We start from the raw sequence: 17001 nt of genomic DNA on the forward strand, positions 1-17001 counted from the left end.
TCAGCCGATCAGTTCATAGGCGGGCGTGGTGAGGAAGTCCGTGTACTCCTCGGAGAGGCAGATGTCCGCGATCAGCCGGCTGGCGGGCAGGTAGAACTTCTGGAAGCTCTCCTCGCCGGCCTCGCCGCGCAGCTTTTCCGTTTCCTCTGCCAGGATTTTCTCCACGAGTTCGCGGGTGACGGTGTTGCCGGTATCTGCCAGAACGGACTTGTTGCGGATCTGCTGCCAGACCTGCGAGCGGGAGATCTCGGCGGTGGCGGCATCTTCCATGAGGTTGTGGATGGCCACCGCTCCGTTGCCGGAGACCCAGACCGCCGTGTAGGCCACGGCAACATACAGGTTCAGGCGCAGGCCGGCCTCGGTGACCTGACCGTCGGCTGAGGCAATGTCCAGCAACTGGTCGGCGGTTACCGATACCTCGGGCCGCTGCTTGTCCAGCTGGTTGGGACGGTCGCCCAGGACGGAGTCGAACACTTCCCGGCACGTTGAAACCAGGTCCGGGTGTGCAACCCAGGAACCGTCAAAACCGTCGTTCGCCTCACGGGTCTTGTCCGAGCGGACCTTTTCGAAGGCCTGCGCGGTGACGTCGGGTTCGCGCCGGTTGGGGATGACCGCGGCCATACCGCCCATGGCGAAGGCGCCGCGGTGGTGGCAGGTCTTGACGAGCAATTCAGTGTAGGCACGCATAAACGGCGCTGTCATGGCCACCGTGGCCCGGTCCGGAAGCACAAAGCTGGCACCGGCATCGCGGAAATACTTGATGATGCTGAACAGGTAGTCCCACCGGCCCGCGTTGAGTCCGGAGGCGTGATCGCGGAGCTCGTAAAGGATCTCGTCCATTTCGAACGCGGCAGGAATGGTCTCAATCAGCACCGTGGCGCGGACGGAGCCCTGCGGGATGCCAAGGTGGTCCTGGGCGAAGACAAACACGTCGTTCCAGAGCCGCGCCTCGAGGTGGCTCTCCATCTTGGGCAGGTAGTAGTACGGGCCGTGGCCATTGCTGATGAGCTGCCTGGCGATGTGGAAGAAGTGCAGGCCGAAATCGACGAGCGCTCCGACCGCGGGCTGTCCGTTGATGATCAGGTGGCGCTCATCCATGTGCCAGCCGCGGGGACGTGCGACGACGACGGCGAGCGGCGCGTCGGTCCGGAGGCTGTATTCCTTCCCTTCCGGGGAGGTGTACTTCAGCGTCCCCGCTGCGGCATCCCGGAGGTTAAGGAGTGCGTCGATGACATTGGGCCAGGTGGGCGTGCTGGCATCCTCAAGATCCGCCAGCCAGACCTTGGCGCCGGAGTTCAGCGCATTGATTGCCATTTTGGCGGGTGTGGCGGGGCCGGTCATTTCCACGCGCCGGTCCTGGAGAGCGGCCGGGGCGGGAGCAACCGTCCAGTCGCCCTCCCGGACGTCCCGGGTCTCGGGCAGGAAGTCGAGCTTGCCGGTCCGGGCCACCTGCTCGCGCTTCACCACGCGGGCCTTGAGGAGTTCGGTACGGGTGCCGGCGAAGCGGTGGTGGAGTTCCTCCACAAAGGCCAGCGCCTCCGGGGTCAGGATTTCTTCGGCACGTTCAATCGGGTGCGGGTCAGTGACTGAGAGAGCCATTGTCCGGGTCCTTTCCTTGGCGGTGAATCAGGCTTTGGCGGAGACCGCGGCGCGGGCTGCGTGGGCTGCGTGCGCGACCGCGGACGCGACGTCGGCGGCAACGTGCGGATCAAAGACACTGGGGATGATGTAGCTGGCGTTGAGCTCGTCGTCAGCCACGCGGTTGGCGATTGCCTCGGCGGCCGCCACGAGCATCTCCGGGATGATGTCCGATGCTCCGGCGTCCAGCAGGCCGCGGAAGAAGCCGGGGAAGGCCAGCACGTTGTTGATCTGGTTCGGGTAGTCGCTGCGGCCGGTGGCCACGACTGCGGCGTGCCGGGAGGCGATGACCGGGTCGATTTCCGGGGTCGGGTTGGCCATGGCGAAGACGATCGCGTCCTTGGCCATGGCGGCGACCTGCTCCTCGCCGATCACGTTGGGGGCGCTGACGCCGATGAAGACGTCGGCTCCCTTGATTGCCTCGTGCAGGGTCCCGGAGAAGCCTTCCTCGTTCGTGTTCGCCGCAATCCAGGTGCGGTGCTCGTCGTCGTAGTCCTGACCTGAGTGGATGGCACCGGAGCGTCCGGCAGCGATGATGTGCCGGGCGCCCTGGGCCTTGAGCAGCTGGATGATGGCGGAACCGGCGGCGCCGACTCCGGAGACCACGATCCGTACGTCGCCGATCTTCTTGTCCACCACACGCAGGGCGTTGGTCAGGGCGGCCAGGGTGACGATGGCGGTACCGTGCTGGTCGTCGTGGAAGACCGGGATGTCGAGTTCTTCGCGGAGCCGGTTCTCGATCTCGAAGCAGCGCGGTGCCGCGATGTCTTCAAGGTTCACGCCGCCGTAGACGGGGGCGAGAGCCTTGACGATCATGATGATTTCCTCGGTGTCCTGGGTGTCCAGGCAGACCGGCCAGGCGTCGACGTTGGCGAACTGCTTGAACAACGCCGCCTTGCCTTCCATCACCGGGAGCGCCGCTGCGGGGCCGATGTTCCCCAGGCCCAGCACAGCGGAGCCGTCGGTGACGACGGCGATCGTGTTGCGCTTGATTGTCAGGTTCCGGGCGGCGTCGGGGTTCTCTGCGATCGCCATGCAGACACGGGCAACACCCGGGGTGTAGGCGCGGGAAAGATCGTCGCGGTTGCGGAGGGCGACCTTGGGCACGACCTCGAGCTTGCCGCCGAGGTGCATCAGGAAGGTGCGGTCCGAGACGTTGCGGACTGTAACGCCATCGAGCGCATTCAGGGCGTCTTTGACGCGGCCGGCGTGCTCGTCATCGGTGGTGTTGCAGGTGACATCGACCACGAGCGTCTCGTGGTGGGATTCGGTGACGTCCAGGGCGGTGATGGCGGCGCCGGCAGCGCCGACGGCGGCCGCGAGTTCGCTCGTGGCGGTGAAGCTGGACGGCGCGTCCACGCGCAGGGTGATCGAATTTCCGGGGCTCGGGTTCGCCATTGAATGTTCCTCCAGTTCGGGCCCAGGGCTGGGCTGCTGTGCTAAATCAAAAAGTTTCGTATTATGGATATTATTATCTACTTTGTGGAAATACAAGCCTGAGAGTGCCAGGCTGGTCTGCGGGCCGTACTGTTAACTCTGGCACCCCAAGCAATTATTTTCACGATGTGGATACTAATTGCCACATCGATCCCGCAGGAGACCCCCGTTATGGCTGAAAAAGCCCCCGGAGGCGTGCAGTCCGTTGAGCGCGTCTTCGAACTCTTGGAACTCATTACCGACGCCGGCGGAGAAGTCACGCTGAGCGAACTCTCGTCCTCGACGGAGTTGCCGCTGCCCACTATCCACCGCCTCCTGCGCACGCTTGTGACGCTGGGTTACATCCGGCAGCTGCCCAACCGGCGCTACGCCCTGGGCCCCCGGCTGATCCGGCTGGGCGAGGGTGCCAACCAGCAGCTGGGTGCGCTGGCCAGGCCGCAGCTGAAGTCCCTCGTGGACCGGCTGGGCGAAACAGCCAACATGGCCGTCCTGGACTCGGACATGGTCATCTATGTGGCCCAGGTGCCGTCCCTGCACTCCATGCGCATGTTCACTGAGGTGGGGCCGGCGCGCCCACACCCACGCCACCGGCGTCGGCAAGGCGATCCTGGCCCAACTCGACGACGAGACTGTCCGCGGGATCGTCCAGCGCAGCGGGATGCCTGTTGCCACGCCGAAAAGCATCGGTGACATCGAGAGCCTGCTCCAGGACCTGAAACTGATCCGCGAACGCGGCTACTCCATCGATGAGGAAGAACAGGAGATTGGTGTCCGCTGCTTCGCCATGGCGGTTCCCAACTCGCCGACACCGGCGGCCATTTCCGTGTCCGGTCCGGTCTCGCGGGTGGACCAGTCCTTCGCGGAACGTGCCGTGCCGTTGCTGCGCGAGGCGGCACAGACAATCTCGGATGAACTGAACCACAGCTAGATCCCGTCTCCCTCGCCGGCGCGCCCGTAGGGCCCACCGGATTAGAAATGCCGACGCAAGCGTTGAGGCCCATGTTCCTGATGAACATGGGCCTCAACTATTACTCCGGCAGAAGGATCTTTACCAGATAGGGATCAGTGCTCGTCCGACACGCCGGACGGTTCCACGGGAACTTCCTTGCCGTCGCAGTCGATCAGCTTGCCATTTTCGAACTTGTCGCCGTCGGCCAGGCACTTGAGGTCCTCCTCGCGGATTACTCTGCCGGTGCCGGCCACGAAGACGGACTGGTTCTCGGAGTTTCCTGCCTTCAGGTGGTTGAACAGCAGGTTCAGCGCGATGGCCATGATCGCGGCGGAGCTGATGCCGGAGTGGAAGATCGTGTAGAACCAGGTGGGGAACTGGTCGTAGAAGGCCGGTGCGGCGATGGGGATCATGCCGAAGCCGATGGAGGTCGCCACAATGATCAGGTTCATGTTGTTGCGGTATTCGACCTTGGCCAGAGTCCGGATGCCACTGGCGGCAACGGTGCCGAACAGGACGATGCCGGCGCCGCCGAGAACGGCGGTGGGAACAGCAGCCACAACGCGCCCCATGACCGGCAGCAGGCCGAGCAGGACCAGGATGACGCCGCCGGCGGCGACAACGTAGCGGCTCTTGATCTTGGTAACAGCCACGAGGCCCACGTTCTGGGCGAACGCGCTCTGGGTGAAGGAGCCGAAGACCGGTGCGAACATGCTCGACACCATGTCGGCGCGCAGGGCCCGCGGCGATACGCTTGGAATCAGTTTTGGTTCCGACGATTTCGCCGACAGCCAGAATATCGGCCATGGTCTCGGTCAGGATCACCAGGACCACAATGACCATGGAGATGATCGCTGCGATTTCAAAGGTCGGAGCTCCGAAGTGGAACGGCGTCGGGAAGGCTGCGATCGGGCCGTTGCCGACCTTGGAGAAATTGGCCATGCCGGTCACAATGGCAACAACGGTGCCGATCACGATTGCCAGCAGGATGGAGAGCCGGGAGATGGTCGCACTGCCGACCTTGCTCAGGACGAGGACGGCAGCAAGAGTGATTGCGGCGAGGCCGATGTTGGCCATGCTGCCGTAATCCTCAGCTTTTCTGTTGCCACCCATGGCCCAGTTGGCGGCGACGGGCATCAGCGTCAGGCCGATGGTAGTGATCACGGTGCCCGTGACCACCGGCGGGAAGAACCGGACGATCTTGGAGAAGACCGGGGCGATCAGCAGGCCGATGGCAGCCGAGGCGATGACGGCACCGAAGACTGACGGCAGGCCGCCGCCGCCGGTGACGATTGCCACCATGGTGGCCACGCTGGCAAACGACACGCCCTGCACCAACGGGAGCTGTGACCCGAAGAACGGCAGTCCCAGGGTCTGCAGAAGCGTGGCCAGTCCGCCCATGAAGAGCGCGGCGGCGATGAGGATGCCGGTGTCAGCGGGAGACAGTCCGGCCGCCTGGCCGACAATCAGCGGGACGGCGATAATTCCGCCGTACATGGTCAGGACGTGCTGGAATCCGTAGGCGAAGGTGCTTCCAATGGGGAGCCGTTCGTCTTCGGGACGGGCAGGAGCCGTGCGGCCGCCGCTCGTCTTGGCGGCATTCTTGGCGTTTTTCATGTTCATGGCAGACTTTCTTGGTTCATGGCAGACGTCGTCGTCTGGCTAACAGGTGTCTGGCTAACTGGGTGCTGCGGATAAATCGGTGGCTCGGTTGAATCGTTGTTTCGGCCCTGCGGTGGCGCGGGCACTCGGGTTCCGGTGCCCGCGCCACACGATGTTTCAGCTCAGCAGAAGCCGGCGATTCCGGACCATGCGATGGCGGCCGGAGCAGATTCTTCGCGCTGGACTGTGGCCTCGATCAGGCCGTACGGCCGATCCGCGGCAAAGAAGACCTCGTTGGGGTTGTCGAGTCCGAAGGGTGAGAGATCCACCAGGAAGTGGTGCTTGTTCGGCATGGAGAACTTGATCTCGTCGATCTCGCTGTGTGCTTCCAGGACTTTCTTGCCCATGTCGAAGAGCGTTTGCTGCAGGGCATGGGAGTAGTTTTCGGTGAACCCCTCCAGGAGCAGGCCCTTGACGTCGTCGTAGCTCTTGTTGAAATCGAAGCTGCTGAAGTCCGTCCCGGTCTTGAAGCGCCAGCGCGCAGCCACATCGGTGGCGAGGATCCGGTCCGTGGTCTCCTGCAACGTCGTGTACTTGTCCTTGGGGTAGCCGACGAAGCCTGACTGGGTGGTCTTGAGGACGGTCAGGTCACGGAGTCCGGAAACGAGGTGGCTGGTCTCACCGTCGCGGACGAGGACGGCGGTGCGGACTTCCTGGCCGTTGCGTACGAACGAGTGGTCGTGGGCGGCGCCGTGGGACTGGATCCGGTCCCAGCTGTAGGCTTCGGCTTCCCAGCGGCCGCCGGAGACCCAGTCGAAACTGGAGGTGAAGTGATCGCCCAGACGAAGCAGCAGGGCTTCCGGCGAGCCGATGCCCTCGCGGGCAAAGGCGTAGACGGTGTTCTTCTGGGTGTCGGTCGGTACAACGTGGGCGTTGTCCCCTTCCAGGTGCGCAGCGGAAAAATCGCCGCGGAGCTGTGAGGTGACGTTGAGATCTTCGATTTCGTGCCGGTCAGAGTCCCGCGTGATCTTGACGACGCGGACTTCGGCCTTGCCGAACTGGTTTTCACCAAGGATGATCTTGCTGCTCATGGTCTGCTCCAAACTTCCGTTATGTGAAAGAAATAATCCACACTGAAAAGAGGCGCGCTTTGGCTACGCCGTAATGGCTTGCTGTCGACCCAAACAAAAAAGAGCCGACATCATTAGATGTCAGCTCATTACAACCCTGCCTGCTGCTCCCAGGTTTCGTGACTTGCACCACGATGTCCTTCAACAGTAGACGACTTTTCCGGTGTTGTACATCACAATGCGGAAATGTATTTCCGAACCGGCGGGCGCGGCCTGTCCGCGGAGGCACTCAGCCCTCCCCCTTGACCCGCCGGACCCGTGCCCGTAATCTTTTCATAAAGCAAGATTATCTTTTCACTATACGGAAATTGGAGACCATCATGTCACGTGAGACGGAACGGGAACCCGCCCGGACGGAATCCGCGGCAGGGTCGACGGGGTCAGCACCGGATTTTTATTTTCCTGCCGGCGGTGGCACGGATCCGGATTTCTCCCCCCGCGCAGACCCGGACGCTACTCCCGGGCGCTTTTCCCGCTGGCTGCACAGCCACCCGTTTGCGGGCCGGCGCACGCACTGACCCTGCGGGCGCCCGCCGCGGGCGCAGCACAACGAGGCACGACACGTTTGTCCGCTTCGCCGCACTGCGCCGCGCCCGGCGCCCCTCCCCTGCCCTTTAGCGCAGTACCACTGTCCGGTTGCCGTGCAGGAATACCCTGTCCTCACAGTGCCAGCGGACGGCGTTGCTGAGCGCTTTGCACTCGGTATCGCGCCCGGCCGCGACAAGGTCGTCGGGTCCGTAGGTGTGGTCGACCTCCACTACCTGCTGCGCAATGATGGGCCCTTCATCCAGCTCTGCGTTGACGTAGTGTGCCGTGGCCCCCACGGTCTTGACGCCGCGGGCGTAGGCCTGGTGGTAGGGCTTGGCGCCTTTGAAGCTGGGCAGGAACGAGTGATGGATATTGATGGCGCGGCCGTCCAGCCGGCGGGTGAGGTTGTCGCTGAGGACCTGCATGTAGCGGGCCAGGACCACCAGTTCGACGTCGAACCGGTCAATCAGGCCCAGGAGTTCTTCCTCCGCGGCTGCCTTGGTGTCTGCGGTCACGGGCACGTGGAAGAAGGGGATGCGGTGCCATTCGACAATCCCGCGGTGGTCGGGATGGTTTGAGACGACGCCCACGATCTCGACCGGCAGTTCTCCGATCCGGGCACGGAAAAGGAGATCGTTGAGGCAGTGCTCGAATTTGGACACCATGATCAGGATCCGCCGCTTGGCTCCGTGGGGGTGCAGCTGCCAGCGCATATCGAACTTTTCGGCAATAGGCGCGAAAGCCTCCCGCAACGACTCCGTTTTGGTCTCTTCCCCTGCGGATTCACAGTGAATCCGCATAAAGAACCGGCGGTCCAGTTGGGAATCGAATTGTTTGCTCTCAACGATGTCGCAGCCGTGTTCCAACAGGAACCCTGAGACGGCGTGGACGATGCCCGGTACTTCGGGGCAGTCCAGGGTCAGGACATGCGCAACCGTCATCTCGGGGTGCTCTGCGGGCACTTCAGTTTGATGTGCAGTCATGGTTCAGCACTCGATCACATTCACGGCGAGGCCCCCTCGGGACGTCTCCTTGTATTTGGTTTTCATATCCGCTCCTGTCTCGCGCATGGTCTTGATCGCCTTGTCCAGCGACACCTTGTGGCTGCCGTTTCCGTGCAGCGACAGCCTCGCGGCATTGATGGCTTTCACGCTGGCTATGGCATTGCGTTCGATGCAAGGAATCTGCACCAGGCCTCCGACGGGGTCGCAGGTCAGGCCAAGGTTGTGTTCGATTCCCACTTCTGCGGCGTTTTCAACTTGTTCGGCGGTGCCACCGAGCACTTCACAGAGCCCTGCGGCGGCCATCGAACACGCGGACCCGACTTCCCCCTGGCAGCCGACCTCAGCGCCCGAAATGGAGGCGTTGAGCTTGAACAGGATGCCGACGGCGGCCGCGGCCAGCAGGAACCGGACCACTCCGTCGTCGTTGGCGCCGGGAACGAACTTGACGTAGTAGTGCAGAACTGCCGGGACGATGCCGGCAGCGCCGTTGGTTGGGGCCGTCACGATCCGTCCGCCGGCGGCGTTTTCCTCGTTCACGGCCAGGGCAAACAGGTTCACCCAGTCCATGGCCAGTAGCGGGTCAGCAGGAATCTCGACCAGGTCAGCGCTCTGCGCCGCCGCATCCGCGCTGGCGGCGGAGGCTGCCAGCGTGCGGAACAGGGCCGGGGGCCCCGCCGGGGGACGTTAAGTCCACCCGGCAGGATCCCTTCGGCGGCGCAGCCGTTCTCTACGCATTGGCGCATGACGGCCCAGAGTGCGAGCAGCTTCTCGCGGGTTTCCGCCTCGCTGCGCCATACCCCCTCATTGGCGAGCATCACATCGGAAATGGACATGCCCTCCCGGGCGCAAATCCCGAGGAGTTCATCAGCGGTAGTGAACGGGTACGGCAGGACCGTGTCATCGGCCACCACCCGGTCCGAGGCGTCCGCGTCTCCGTCGACGACGAATCCGCCGCCGATCGAGTAGTAGCTTTTTTCCCCGAGCACGGCGCCGGTGTGGTCCAGCGCCCTGAACGTCATGCCGTTCGGGTGGGCCGGAAGCGACTTGCGGCGGTGCAGGACCACGTCCTCGTCCCAGTTGAAGTCCACCCGGTGGTCCCCGCCGATCCGCAGTTCGGCGTTAAGGGCCGCGGCCGCCACCTGGTCGTCAGCCGATGTCGTGTCCACTGTTTCCGGGTCCAGGCCCTGGAGTCCCAGAACCACGGCCTTGTCGGAGCCATGCCCCCGGCCGGTCGCGCCGAGGGATCCGAACAGTTCGGCCTGCACCCGCGTTGTTGCACTCAGCTGCCCGCGGGATCTCAGCCCGTCAGCAAAGAGCTTTGCTGCCCGCATCGGGCCGACCGTGTGTGAGGACGACGGCCCAATGCCAACTGAGAACAGGTCCAGGACGCTGAGCGCCATCAGTGAACCTCGGGGGAAGCGAACTCCCGCATGGCGTCCAGGAGCCACCTGCCCAGGAAGTCCGCGAAGGAGGCACGCGGGAAGAGTCTGAAGCTCTCCTCGCCTGTCTTCAGGAGCATCACCGGGATACCGCCGACTTCCGTGGCCAGGGCGCGCTCCGCCAAAAACGTGCGGGGGTGCAGATCAAGTGAGCAGCCCTTTTCCAGCACGGCCCGGGCACGCGGTCCGGAGAGTTCAAACGTCGTGCGGTTGGCGGAAAGGTCCACGACCTGGCCTTCGCTGTCCGCCACGGCACCTACGAGTGACTGGATGAGGTCCCCGCCGAGGGAATCATGGGCACCTTCCGGCGCCGTGACGAGGAATTCCGTGGGACCGAGCCAAAGGACGCGGATGCTGTCCCCAGCGACGGTTTCTCCACTGTGCCCGGGCAACCCGCCGGTGACTGACCCAATCCGGCTGCCGGCGTCGGAGTCCGGATCGACCCGGATCCCCACCATCGTCTGGAACGGGCACTCCTTCAGCGTCACACTTCCGGAAATGGAGCCTCCGGCCATGGCACCAGCGAGGTGTGATGCTGGGCTGCGGCGGACTTCCCGGAGTCCATTGATATCTTCAAGAGCTGCTGTATCAGCCATCTTTACGGGTCCCTTCAGCGTCGAAAAGTACGGTTTCAGCCACCACTACATCAACCAGCTGGTCGCCGGCGGCGGCCACGAGGGTCTCACCGATGCGGTTGCGGCCATTCTTGATCAGGGCCAGGGCGAATGACCGGCCCAGGGCCGCGCTGTGGTAGCTCGAGGTTACGAAGCCCTCCATGGGTACGGGACCGTAGGCGGGGTTGACGGTGATGCCATTTTCCACCAGTTGAGTGCCTTCGGGCAGCCTGATCGTCCCATCGACCGGCAGGACGCTGACCAGGTGTTTCCGGTCCGTGCGGCCGGCGTCCTTGCGGGTGTAGGACCGCTTCCCGATGAAGTCCTTGGCCTTGGAGACCACCCATTCCATTCCGGCGTCCTGCGGGGTGACGGTGCCGTCGGTGTCTTGTCCGACGATCGGGTACCCTTTTTCGGCGCGAAGGACGTGCATGGTTTCGGTGCCGTACGGAGTGATATTGAATTCCGCGCCGGCGGCCGCCACGGCCTCCCAGGTGTTAAGCCCGTACCAGGCCGGGATGTTGATCTCGTAGGCCAGCTCACCGGAGAACGAAATCCGGCAGATCCTGGCCCGGACGCCGGACGCCAAGGTCGTTTCCTTGAAGGTCATGAACGGGAAGGCTTCCGCCTCCAGCCCGCCCTCTGCCGCCAGTTGGGGTGCCAGCTTGGCCACCACCGCGCGGGACTTCGGACCGACCACCGCAATCGTGGACCATTGCTCCGTAACGGAGGTGCAGTGAACGTCCAGCTCCGGCCATTCGGTCTGCAGCCATTCCTCCAGCCAGTCCAGCACCTTGGCTGCGCCGCCGGTGGTGGTGGTCATGAAGAACCTGTCCTCGTCCAGGCGCAGCGTCACACCGTCGTCGAAGATCATCCCGTCCGGGGTGCACATCACGCCGTAGCGGGCGGAGCCCGGCGCCAGTTTCTTGAACGCGTTGGTGTAGATGCGGTTCAGGAATTCACCGGCGTCCTTGCCACGGATCTCGATCTTGCCCAGGGTGGTCGCGTCCATAAAGCCCACGGATTCACGCACCGCGGCGCACTCGCGCAGCACTGCCTCGTCCATGTCTTCCCCGTCCTGGGGGTAGTACCAGGGCCGCTTCCACTGCCCGACATCCTCGAAGAGAGCCCCGCGGGAGACATGCCAGGGATGGATGGACGTGAGGCGGGCAGGATCGAAGAGCTCCCCGCGCTGGCGGCCGGCCAGGGCCGAGAAAGCCACCGGCGTGAACGGTGCCCGGTACGCGGTGGTGCCGATGTCGCCAATGCTGGGTGCGCCACCGGCGGACTCTCCACTGCCTTGCTTCAGGGCCGCGGCGATCACGCCGATCGCGTTCACTCCGGACGTCTTGCCCTGGTCATTGGCGGTGCTGATCGAGGTGTAGCGCTTGACGTGTTCCACCGAGCGCATGCCGGCGCCGGTGGAACGCAGGACATCGGCCACGGACTGGTCGCGCTGGAAATCAACAAAGTGGTGGTGCCACTCCGCCGGGCCGCCCTCTTCCCCCGGTACGAGCCAGAGCTGGCGGGTCGGGGCCGAGGCGCGCGGCGCCGCCGGCGTTGACGGCTCGACGTCGGATTCGAACCCGACGGCAATGGCCGCCGCGGCACCAGCGGAAATGCCTTCTGCCAGGCAGTCGGCAAGTTCGTAGCTGCCGCGGCCTGACCCGGCCACCTGCTGGTTCGGGACCACACTGTTGGGCACAAACGCTGCCAGGTCCTCGTCCCAGCGCAGCTTGCCCTGCCGCTGGGAGTGCAGGTGGACCACCGGGGACCAGCCGCCCGAGACGGCCAACAGATCGCAGGAGAGCTGTTCAACGCCGGAGGTGAGCTCGCCGGCGTCGTTGATGCTCCGCACGGTAACGCCGGACAGCTGCTCCTCGCCCGAGGTGTTGGCGACGGCACTGCCGATCAGCACCCGGGTGCCGGCAGCGGCGGCTGCGGCGGCTGTTTCGCTCAATTGCGGACGGGCGTCCACAACGGCTTCGACCTTGATGCCCGCGGCGAGGAGGTCGGCCGCGAGGGTGTAGGCGCTGTCGTTCGTGGTGCTGATGACCACCCGGGAACCGGCGGCGACGGCGTAGCGGTTCAGGTAGCTGCGGACCGCGGAGGCCAGCATGATGCCGGGACGGTCGTTATTTTCGAAGACCAGCGGGCGTTCGTGCGCGCCGGGGGCCAGGATGACCTGCGCGGCGCGGATGTGCCAGATCCGCTGTCGGGACACCCCGGGCGCGGCCGGGCTCAGGAGATGGTCCGTACGGTTCTGCGCCGCGATGACGTAGTTCGAATCGTAGGATCCGAAAGCCGATGTGCGGTTCAGGACCGTGCATTCTTCCGCGGAGATCAGCTCGGCTTCAACATCAGCCACCCATTCCAGCGCGGGTTTGCCTTCGATCGGCTCACTCCGGGCGGGGTCGGTGGATGCCGAGAGCAACGTGCCGCCGAGTTCGGGCTGGTCGTCGATGAGGATGACCCGGGCCCCCGTCCGGACGGCCTCACGCGCTGCGGCCAGGCCGGCCGGGCCGCCGCCGATGACCAGGACATCGGTGTGGACGTACTTCTTGTCATACTCGGCCTGGTCCTCATTCGGGTCCAGTTTGCCAAGCCCGTTCAGCAGCTCGGCGCTGAGCCCGTCAACGAGCGAGACCGTGGTGGCGGGCAGCATGGACTCGGCCACGTGCCCGGGGAAGCGCGGGGCCACCTTGACCAGGGCATTGGGTTCCTCGACTCCGGCGGCCATGATGCCGCGGGGACGGTCCTCATAGAGCGAATTGCCGGCCCTGAGCTGGCCATTGGCCAGCAGTGCCGAGGCGAGGGTGTCCCCGGGGTGGCCGGTGAACTCACGGCCGTCCATGGTGAAGCGCCAAGTGACGCTCCGGTCGATGCGTCCGCCGGTAGCAAGGCGCGCGGGTTCCTGAGCGGTCATTTGGATGCTCCTTCCGGGGAAATGGGGCTGGGAACTATGGGGGCCGTGGGTCCCGTGGCCGGGCGAAGCTGACCCATCGGGTAGACGGCCTGGATATCGTAGGTGACGGTGTCGCGGAGCATGTTAAACCATTGGCGGCAGCCGGTGCTGTGCAGCCAGCGTTCGGCGAAGGCACCCTTGGTGTTGTCGCGGTAGAACAGGTATTCGGCCCATTCACGGTCGGTTAGCTCAGCCGGGTTTTCGGGGTAGGCCACGTGGGCCTGGCCGCCGTAGTGGTATTCGGTTTCGTCCCGGGGTCCGCAGTTGGGGCAGGGGATCAGAAGCATGTCCTTACCTCTTTCTAGTGGGCCACGGCGGCGGCGCCGTGTTCATCGATCAGGGCGCCGGTTTCGAAGCGCTCCAGGGCAAAGGGCTCATTGAGCTTGTGCGGAGTTCCGGTGGCGATGGTGTGCGCGAACGTCATGCCGGCAGCCGGGGTGCCCTTGAAGCCACCGGTTCCCCAGCCGCAGTTGACGAACATATTGTCCACCGGCGTGGTGCCGACGATGGGTGAGGCATCCAGGGTGGTATCCACGATCCCGCCCCACGTCCGGAGCACATGCGCCCGGGCAAAAATCGGGAAGAGTTCGACGGCGGCTGCCATCTGGTGCTCGATCACGTGGAAAGAACCGCGCTGGCCGTAGCCGTTGTAGGAGTCCACGCCGGCGCCCATCACGAGTTCGCCCTTGTGGGGCCTGGGAGACGTAGACGTGCACGTGGTTGGACATCACTACGGTGGGGTGGACAGGCTCGTGCAGTTCGGAAACCAGGGCCTGGAGCGGGTGGGACTGGATGGGCAGCCGGAACCCGGCCATTTCCGCCAGGACCGAACTGTGTCCCGCGGCGCAGAGTCCGACCTTTTCGGTGTGGATCGTGCCGCGGTTGGTCTTGACCCCCACCACGCGGTTCCCGTCCTTGAGGAAGCCGGTGACTTCGCAGTTCTGGATGATATCCACGCCGAGTTCGTCACACTTGCGGGCGAAGGCCCAAGCAACGTGGTCGTGCTTGGCGATACCCGCGCGGGGCTGATACGTGGCGCCCATCACCGGGTAGCGGATGTTGTCGTTGATGTTCAGGATGGGGCAGAGTTCCTTGACCTGTTTCGGGTCCAGCCATTCCGCGTCCACGCCGTTGAGCTTGTTGGCCCCGACCCTCCGCATGCTTTCGCGCACGTCGCCCAGGGTGTGCGCCAGGTTCATCACACCGCGCTGGCTGAACAGGAAGTCGTAGTCGAGTTCCTCCGGCAGAATCTCCCACAGTTTCAGGGCGTGCTCATAAATAGCCGCGCTCTCGTCCCAGAGGTAGTTGGACCGGATGATCGTGGTGTTACGGGCCATGTTGCCGCCCGCGAGCCAGCCCTTTTCCAGGATGGCGATGTTGGTCATGCCGTGGTTCTTGGCCAGGTAATAGGCCGTCGCTAGGCCGTGGCCGCCGCCGCCGACAATCACAGCGTCGTAGGAGGATTTAGGCTCGGGGTTGCGCCAGAGGAAGTCCGGGTGTTCCGGAAGCTGTTCCGTGCTCATTGTGCTGCTCCAATCAGTTCTGCCTCAGGCCCGTTCACTGCCTCGTAGCCCGTCTGGGCGACCTCAAGGTGCGGGTAGAGGGGGAATTTCGCCGCCAGCGCGTGGACGCGGTCGCGGAGTCCGGCGGCGGTTTCGGCACTGAGTTCGTTGTCCGTTGCCGGTGCGATCAGTGCCGAGGCGATGATGTCCGCCACCTCGGTGAATTCGGCGGCGCCGAAGCCCCGCGTGGCCAGGGCCGGGGTGCCAATCCGCAGGCCTGAGGAGACCATGGGCGGGCGGGGGTCAAAGGGCACCGCATTGCGGTTGACGGTGATACCGATTCGGTGCAACCGGTCCTCGGCCTGCTGGCCGTCCAGCTCCGAGTGCCGCAGGTCGACCAGGACCAGGTGGACATCCGTGCCCCCGTTGACCACGGAAATACCGGCGGCTCCGACGTCGTCCTTCAGCAATCGGGATGCGAGGAGGCCCGCGCCTTCGAGGGTACGTTCCTGACGCTCCTTGAACTCCGGAGACGCCGCGATCTTGAAAGCAACGGCTTTGGCCGCGATGACGTGTTCCAGCGGGCCGCCCTGCTGGCCCGGGAACACGGCACTGTTGATCTTGCGCGCGTACTCCTCCTTGCTCAGGATCACCCCGCCACGCGGGCCGCCGAGGGTCTTGTGGGTGGTGGTCGTGACGACATCCGCGTACGGGACGGGGTTCGGGTGCAGCCCGGCTGCGACCAGCCCGGCGAAGTGCGCCATGTCCACCATGAGGTAGGCGCCCACGAGGTCCGCAATGCGGCGGAATTCCGCGAAGTCCAGCTGCCGGGAGTAAGCGGACCAGCCGGCCACGATCATCTTGGGGCGGTGCTCCAGGGCCAGGGCCTCAACCTCGGCCATATCGACCAGGTGATCCTGTTCGCCCACGTGGTACGGGACCACGTTGTAGAGCTTGCCGGAGAAGTTGATGCGCATCCCGTGGGTGAGGTGGCCGCCATGGGCCAGGGACAGCCCCATGATGGTATCTCCCGGTTCCAGCAGGGCAAACATGGCGGCGGCGTTGGCCTGGGCGCCCGAGTGCGGCTGGACGTTCGCCGCCTCCGCCCCGAACAGGGCCTTGACCCGGTCGATGGCGAGCTGTTCGATCACATCGACATGCTCGCAGCCGCCGTAGTACCGCTTACCCGGGTACCCTTCGGCGTACTTGTTGGTCAATACCGACCCCTGCGCCTCCATGACCGAGGCCGGAGCGAAATTCTCCGACGCAATCATCTCCAGGGTCGACTGCTGTCGTCCCAGCTCGCGGACAATCGCCTGTCCCACCTCGGGATCTACTGCGGAAAGTCGGTCATTCAACTGCTCAACCACGGATACTCCTTTGAAATATCATTTCTTATCTAACTGATATATCAGTGTGTGAACAATGGTATGATTGGGATCACAGTAAGTCAATAGCCCGGGCGAGGATGCGTCTCCGCTCCGGCCGGAAGCCGAGGAACGGAGCATCCCTTGAATGCATTCCCCGCACTGCCCCCAGCAGAGGACGCTGCGCTATCCCAGGCCGAAGCGGCGTACCGCCAGCTGCGTGACAGGCTGATCATGCTCGAAATCCGCCCGGGCGCGCCGATCAATGACGGGCAGCTGGCGGCCGAACTCGGTTTCGGCCGGACCCCAATGCGGGAGGCCATCAAGCGCCTGGAGACCGATCACCTGGTGGTTTCGTATCCGCGGAGGGGAACCTTCGCCACCAGTGTGGACTTCACGGAGCTGGCGGACGTCTCAGAAATCCGCGAGCTCCTGGAGCCCCTGGCCGCTCGCCGCGCCGCCACGAGGGCCAGCGCCGCCATGCGTCAAGAGCTCCTTGACGTCGCGGACAAGATCGCGCACCTGGGCTCAGGCCCCGCGGAATCCCGGGACCTGATGCGATATGACCTGACCGTACACCGCCTGATCTACCGGGCATCGGCCAACCCGCATCTGGAAGACGCGTTGATCCGCTACGACAACCTCGCGACGCGCATCTGGTGCCTCATCCTGGACAAAGTCCCGTCGGTCAGCGGCCACATCACGGAGCATGTGAAACTGCTGGAGGCCATAGCGGCCGGCGATGCGGAAGTAGCCAGCCAACTCGCATTGGAGCATGTCAGTAGCTTTGAACAGGCCGTCCGCAGCGTGCTCTAGAGTGTGGACC

The 17001-nt window shown here is 64.4% G+C and carries 9 protein-coding genes and 4 pseudogenes; 2 read left to right on the forward strand and 11 right to left on the reverse strand.

Going from position 1 to position 17001, the window contains the following annotated elements; translation table 11 throughout:
• Together aceB and KY499_RS11505 are read right to left on the reverse strand one after the other, a co-directional pair.
• Positions 1-1599 carry a malate synthase A gene (aceB, locus tag KY499_RS11500; protein ID WP_123256500.1) on the reverse strand — a complete coding sequence of 533 codons (1599 nt, stop codon included), beginning with the start codon at positions 1597-1599 and terminating at the stop codon, positions 1-3.
• A gap of 27 nt (positions 1600-1626) precedes the next feature.
• Positions 1627-3036, reverse strand: coding sequence for an NAD-dependent malic enzyme (locus KY499_RS11505; RefSeq protein WP_123256499.1), 1410 nt, complete (start codon positions 3034-3036; stop codon positions 1627-1629).
• Between the two features lie 210 nt (positions 3037-3246).
• On the opposite strand from KY499_RS11505, the pseudogene KY499_RS11510 reads away from it, so the two are divergent.
• Positions 3247-4003: pseudogene (locus KY499_RS11510) on the forward strand (IclR family transcriptional regulator).
• A gap of 134 nt (positions 4004-4137) precedes the next feature.
• Here the strand turns inward: KY499_RS11510 and KY499_RS11515 are convergent.
• The 9 genes and pseudogenes from KY499_RS11515 to glyA all read right to left on the reverse strand — a co-directional run bounded on the left by KY499_RS11515 (position 4138) and on the right by glyA (position 16178).
• Positions 4138-5647: pseudogene (locus KY499_RS11515) on the reverse strand (nucleobase:cation symporter-2 family protein).
• 161 nt (positions 5648-5808) lie between these two features.
• Positions 5809-6717: a factor-independent urate hydroxylase gene (pucL, locus tag KY499_RS11520; RefSeq protein WP_219885437.1), complete on the reverse strand. Its 909-nt coding sequence runs from the start codon at positions 6715-6717 to the stop codon at positions 5809-5811.
• A 653-nt stretch (positions 6718-7370) separates the two neighbouring features.
• Positions 7371-8267, reverse strand: coding sequence for a formyltetrahydrofolate deformylase (gene purU / locus KY499_RS11525; RefSeq protein ID WP_123256495.1), 897 nt, complete (start codon positions 8265-8267; stop codon positions 7371-7373).
• A 3-nt stretch (positions 8268-8270) separates the two neighbouring features.
• Positions 8271-9688, reverse strand: a pseudogene (locus KY499_RS11530) (L-serine ammonia-lyase).
• Positions 9688-10323, reverse strand: a complete 636-nt coding sequence (locus KY499_RS11535; RefSeq protein ID WP_219885438.1) for a sarcosine oxidase subunit gamma — start codon at positions 10321-10323, stop codon at positions 9688-9690. The pseudogene KY499_RS11530 and the gene KY499_RS11535 overlap by 1 nt, the downstream one beginning before the upstream one ends.
• Positions 10316-13267, reverse strand: a complete 2952-nt coding sequence (locus KY499_RS11540) for a sarcosine oxidase subunit alpha family protein (protein WP_219885439.1) — start codon at positions 13265-13267, stop codon at positions 10316-10318. The genes KY499_RS11535 and KY499_RS11540 overlap by 8 nt, the downstream gene beginning before the upstream one ends.
• The gene (locus KY499_RS11545) at positions 13264-13593 is read right to left on the reverse strand and encodes a sarcosine oxidase subunit delta (protein WP_123256491.1); all 330 of its coding nucleotides are present in this window, start codon (positions 13591-13593) and stop codon (positions 13264-13266) included. The genes KY499_RS11540 and KY499_RS11545 overlap by 4 nt, the downstream gene beginning before the upstream one ends.
• A 14-nt stretch (positions 13594-13607) precedes the next feature.
• A pseudogene (locus tag KY499_RS11550) lies at positions 13608-14829 on the reverse strand (sarcosine oxidase subunit beta family protein).
• The gene (gene glyA / locus KY499_RS11555; RefSeq protein ID WP_308813037.1) at positions 14826-16178 is read right to left on the reverse strand and encodes a serine hydroxymethyltransferase; all 1353 of its coding nucleotides are present in this window, start codon (positions 16176-16178) and stop codon (positions 14826-14828) included. The pseudogene KY499_RS11550 and the gene glyA overlap by 4 nt, the downstream one beginning before the upstream one ends.
• Positions 16179-16319: 141 nt before the next feature.
• Between glyA and KY499_RS11560 the strand changes: the two genes are divergently transcribed.
• Positions 16320-16991, forward strand: a complete 672-nt coding sequence (locus KY499_RS11560; RefSeq protein WP_219885440.1) for a GntR family transcriptional regulator — start codon at positions 16320-16322, stop codon at positions 16989-16991.
• Positions 16992-17001: the final 10 nt, after the last annotated feature.

The sequence above is a fragment of the Arthrobacter sp. PAMC25284 genome (genome assembly GCF_019443425.1).
Taxonomy (GTDB): domain Bacteria; phylum Actinomycetota; class Actinomycetes; order Actinomycetales; family Micrococcaceae; genus Arthrobacter; species Arthrobacter oryzae_A.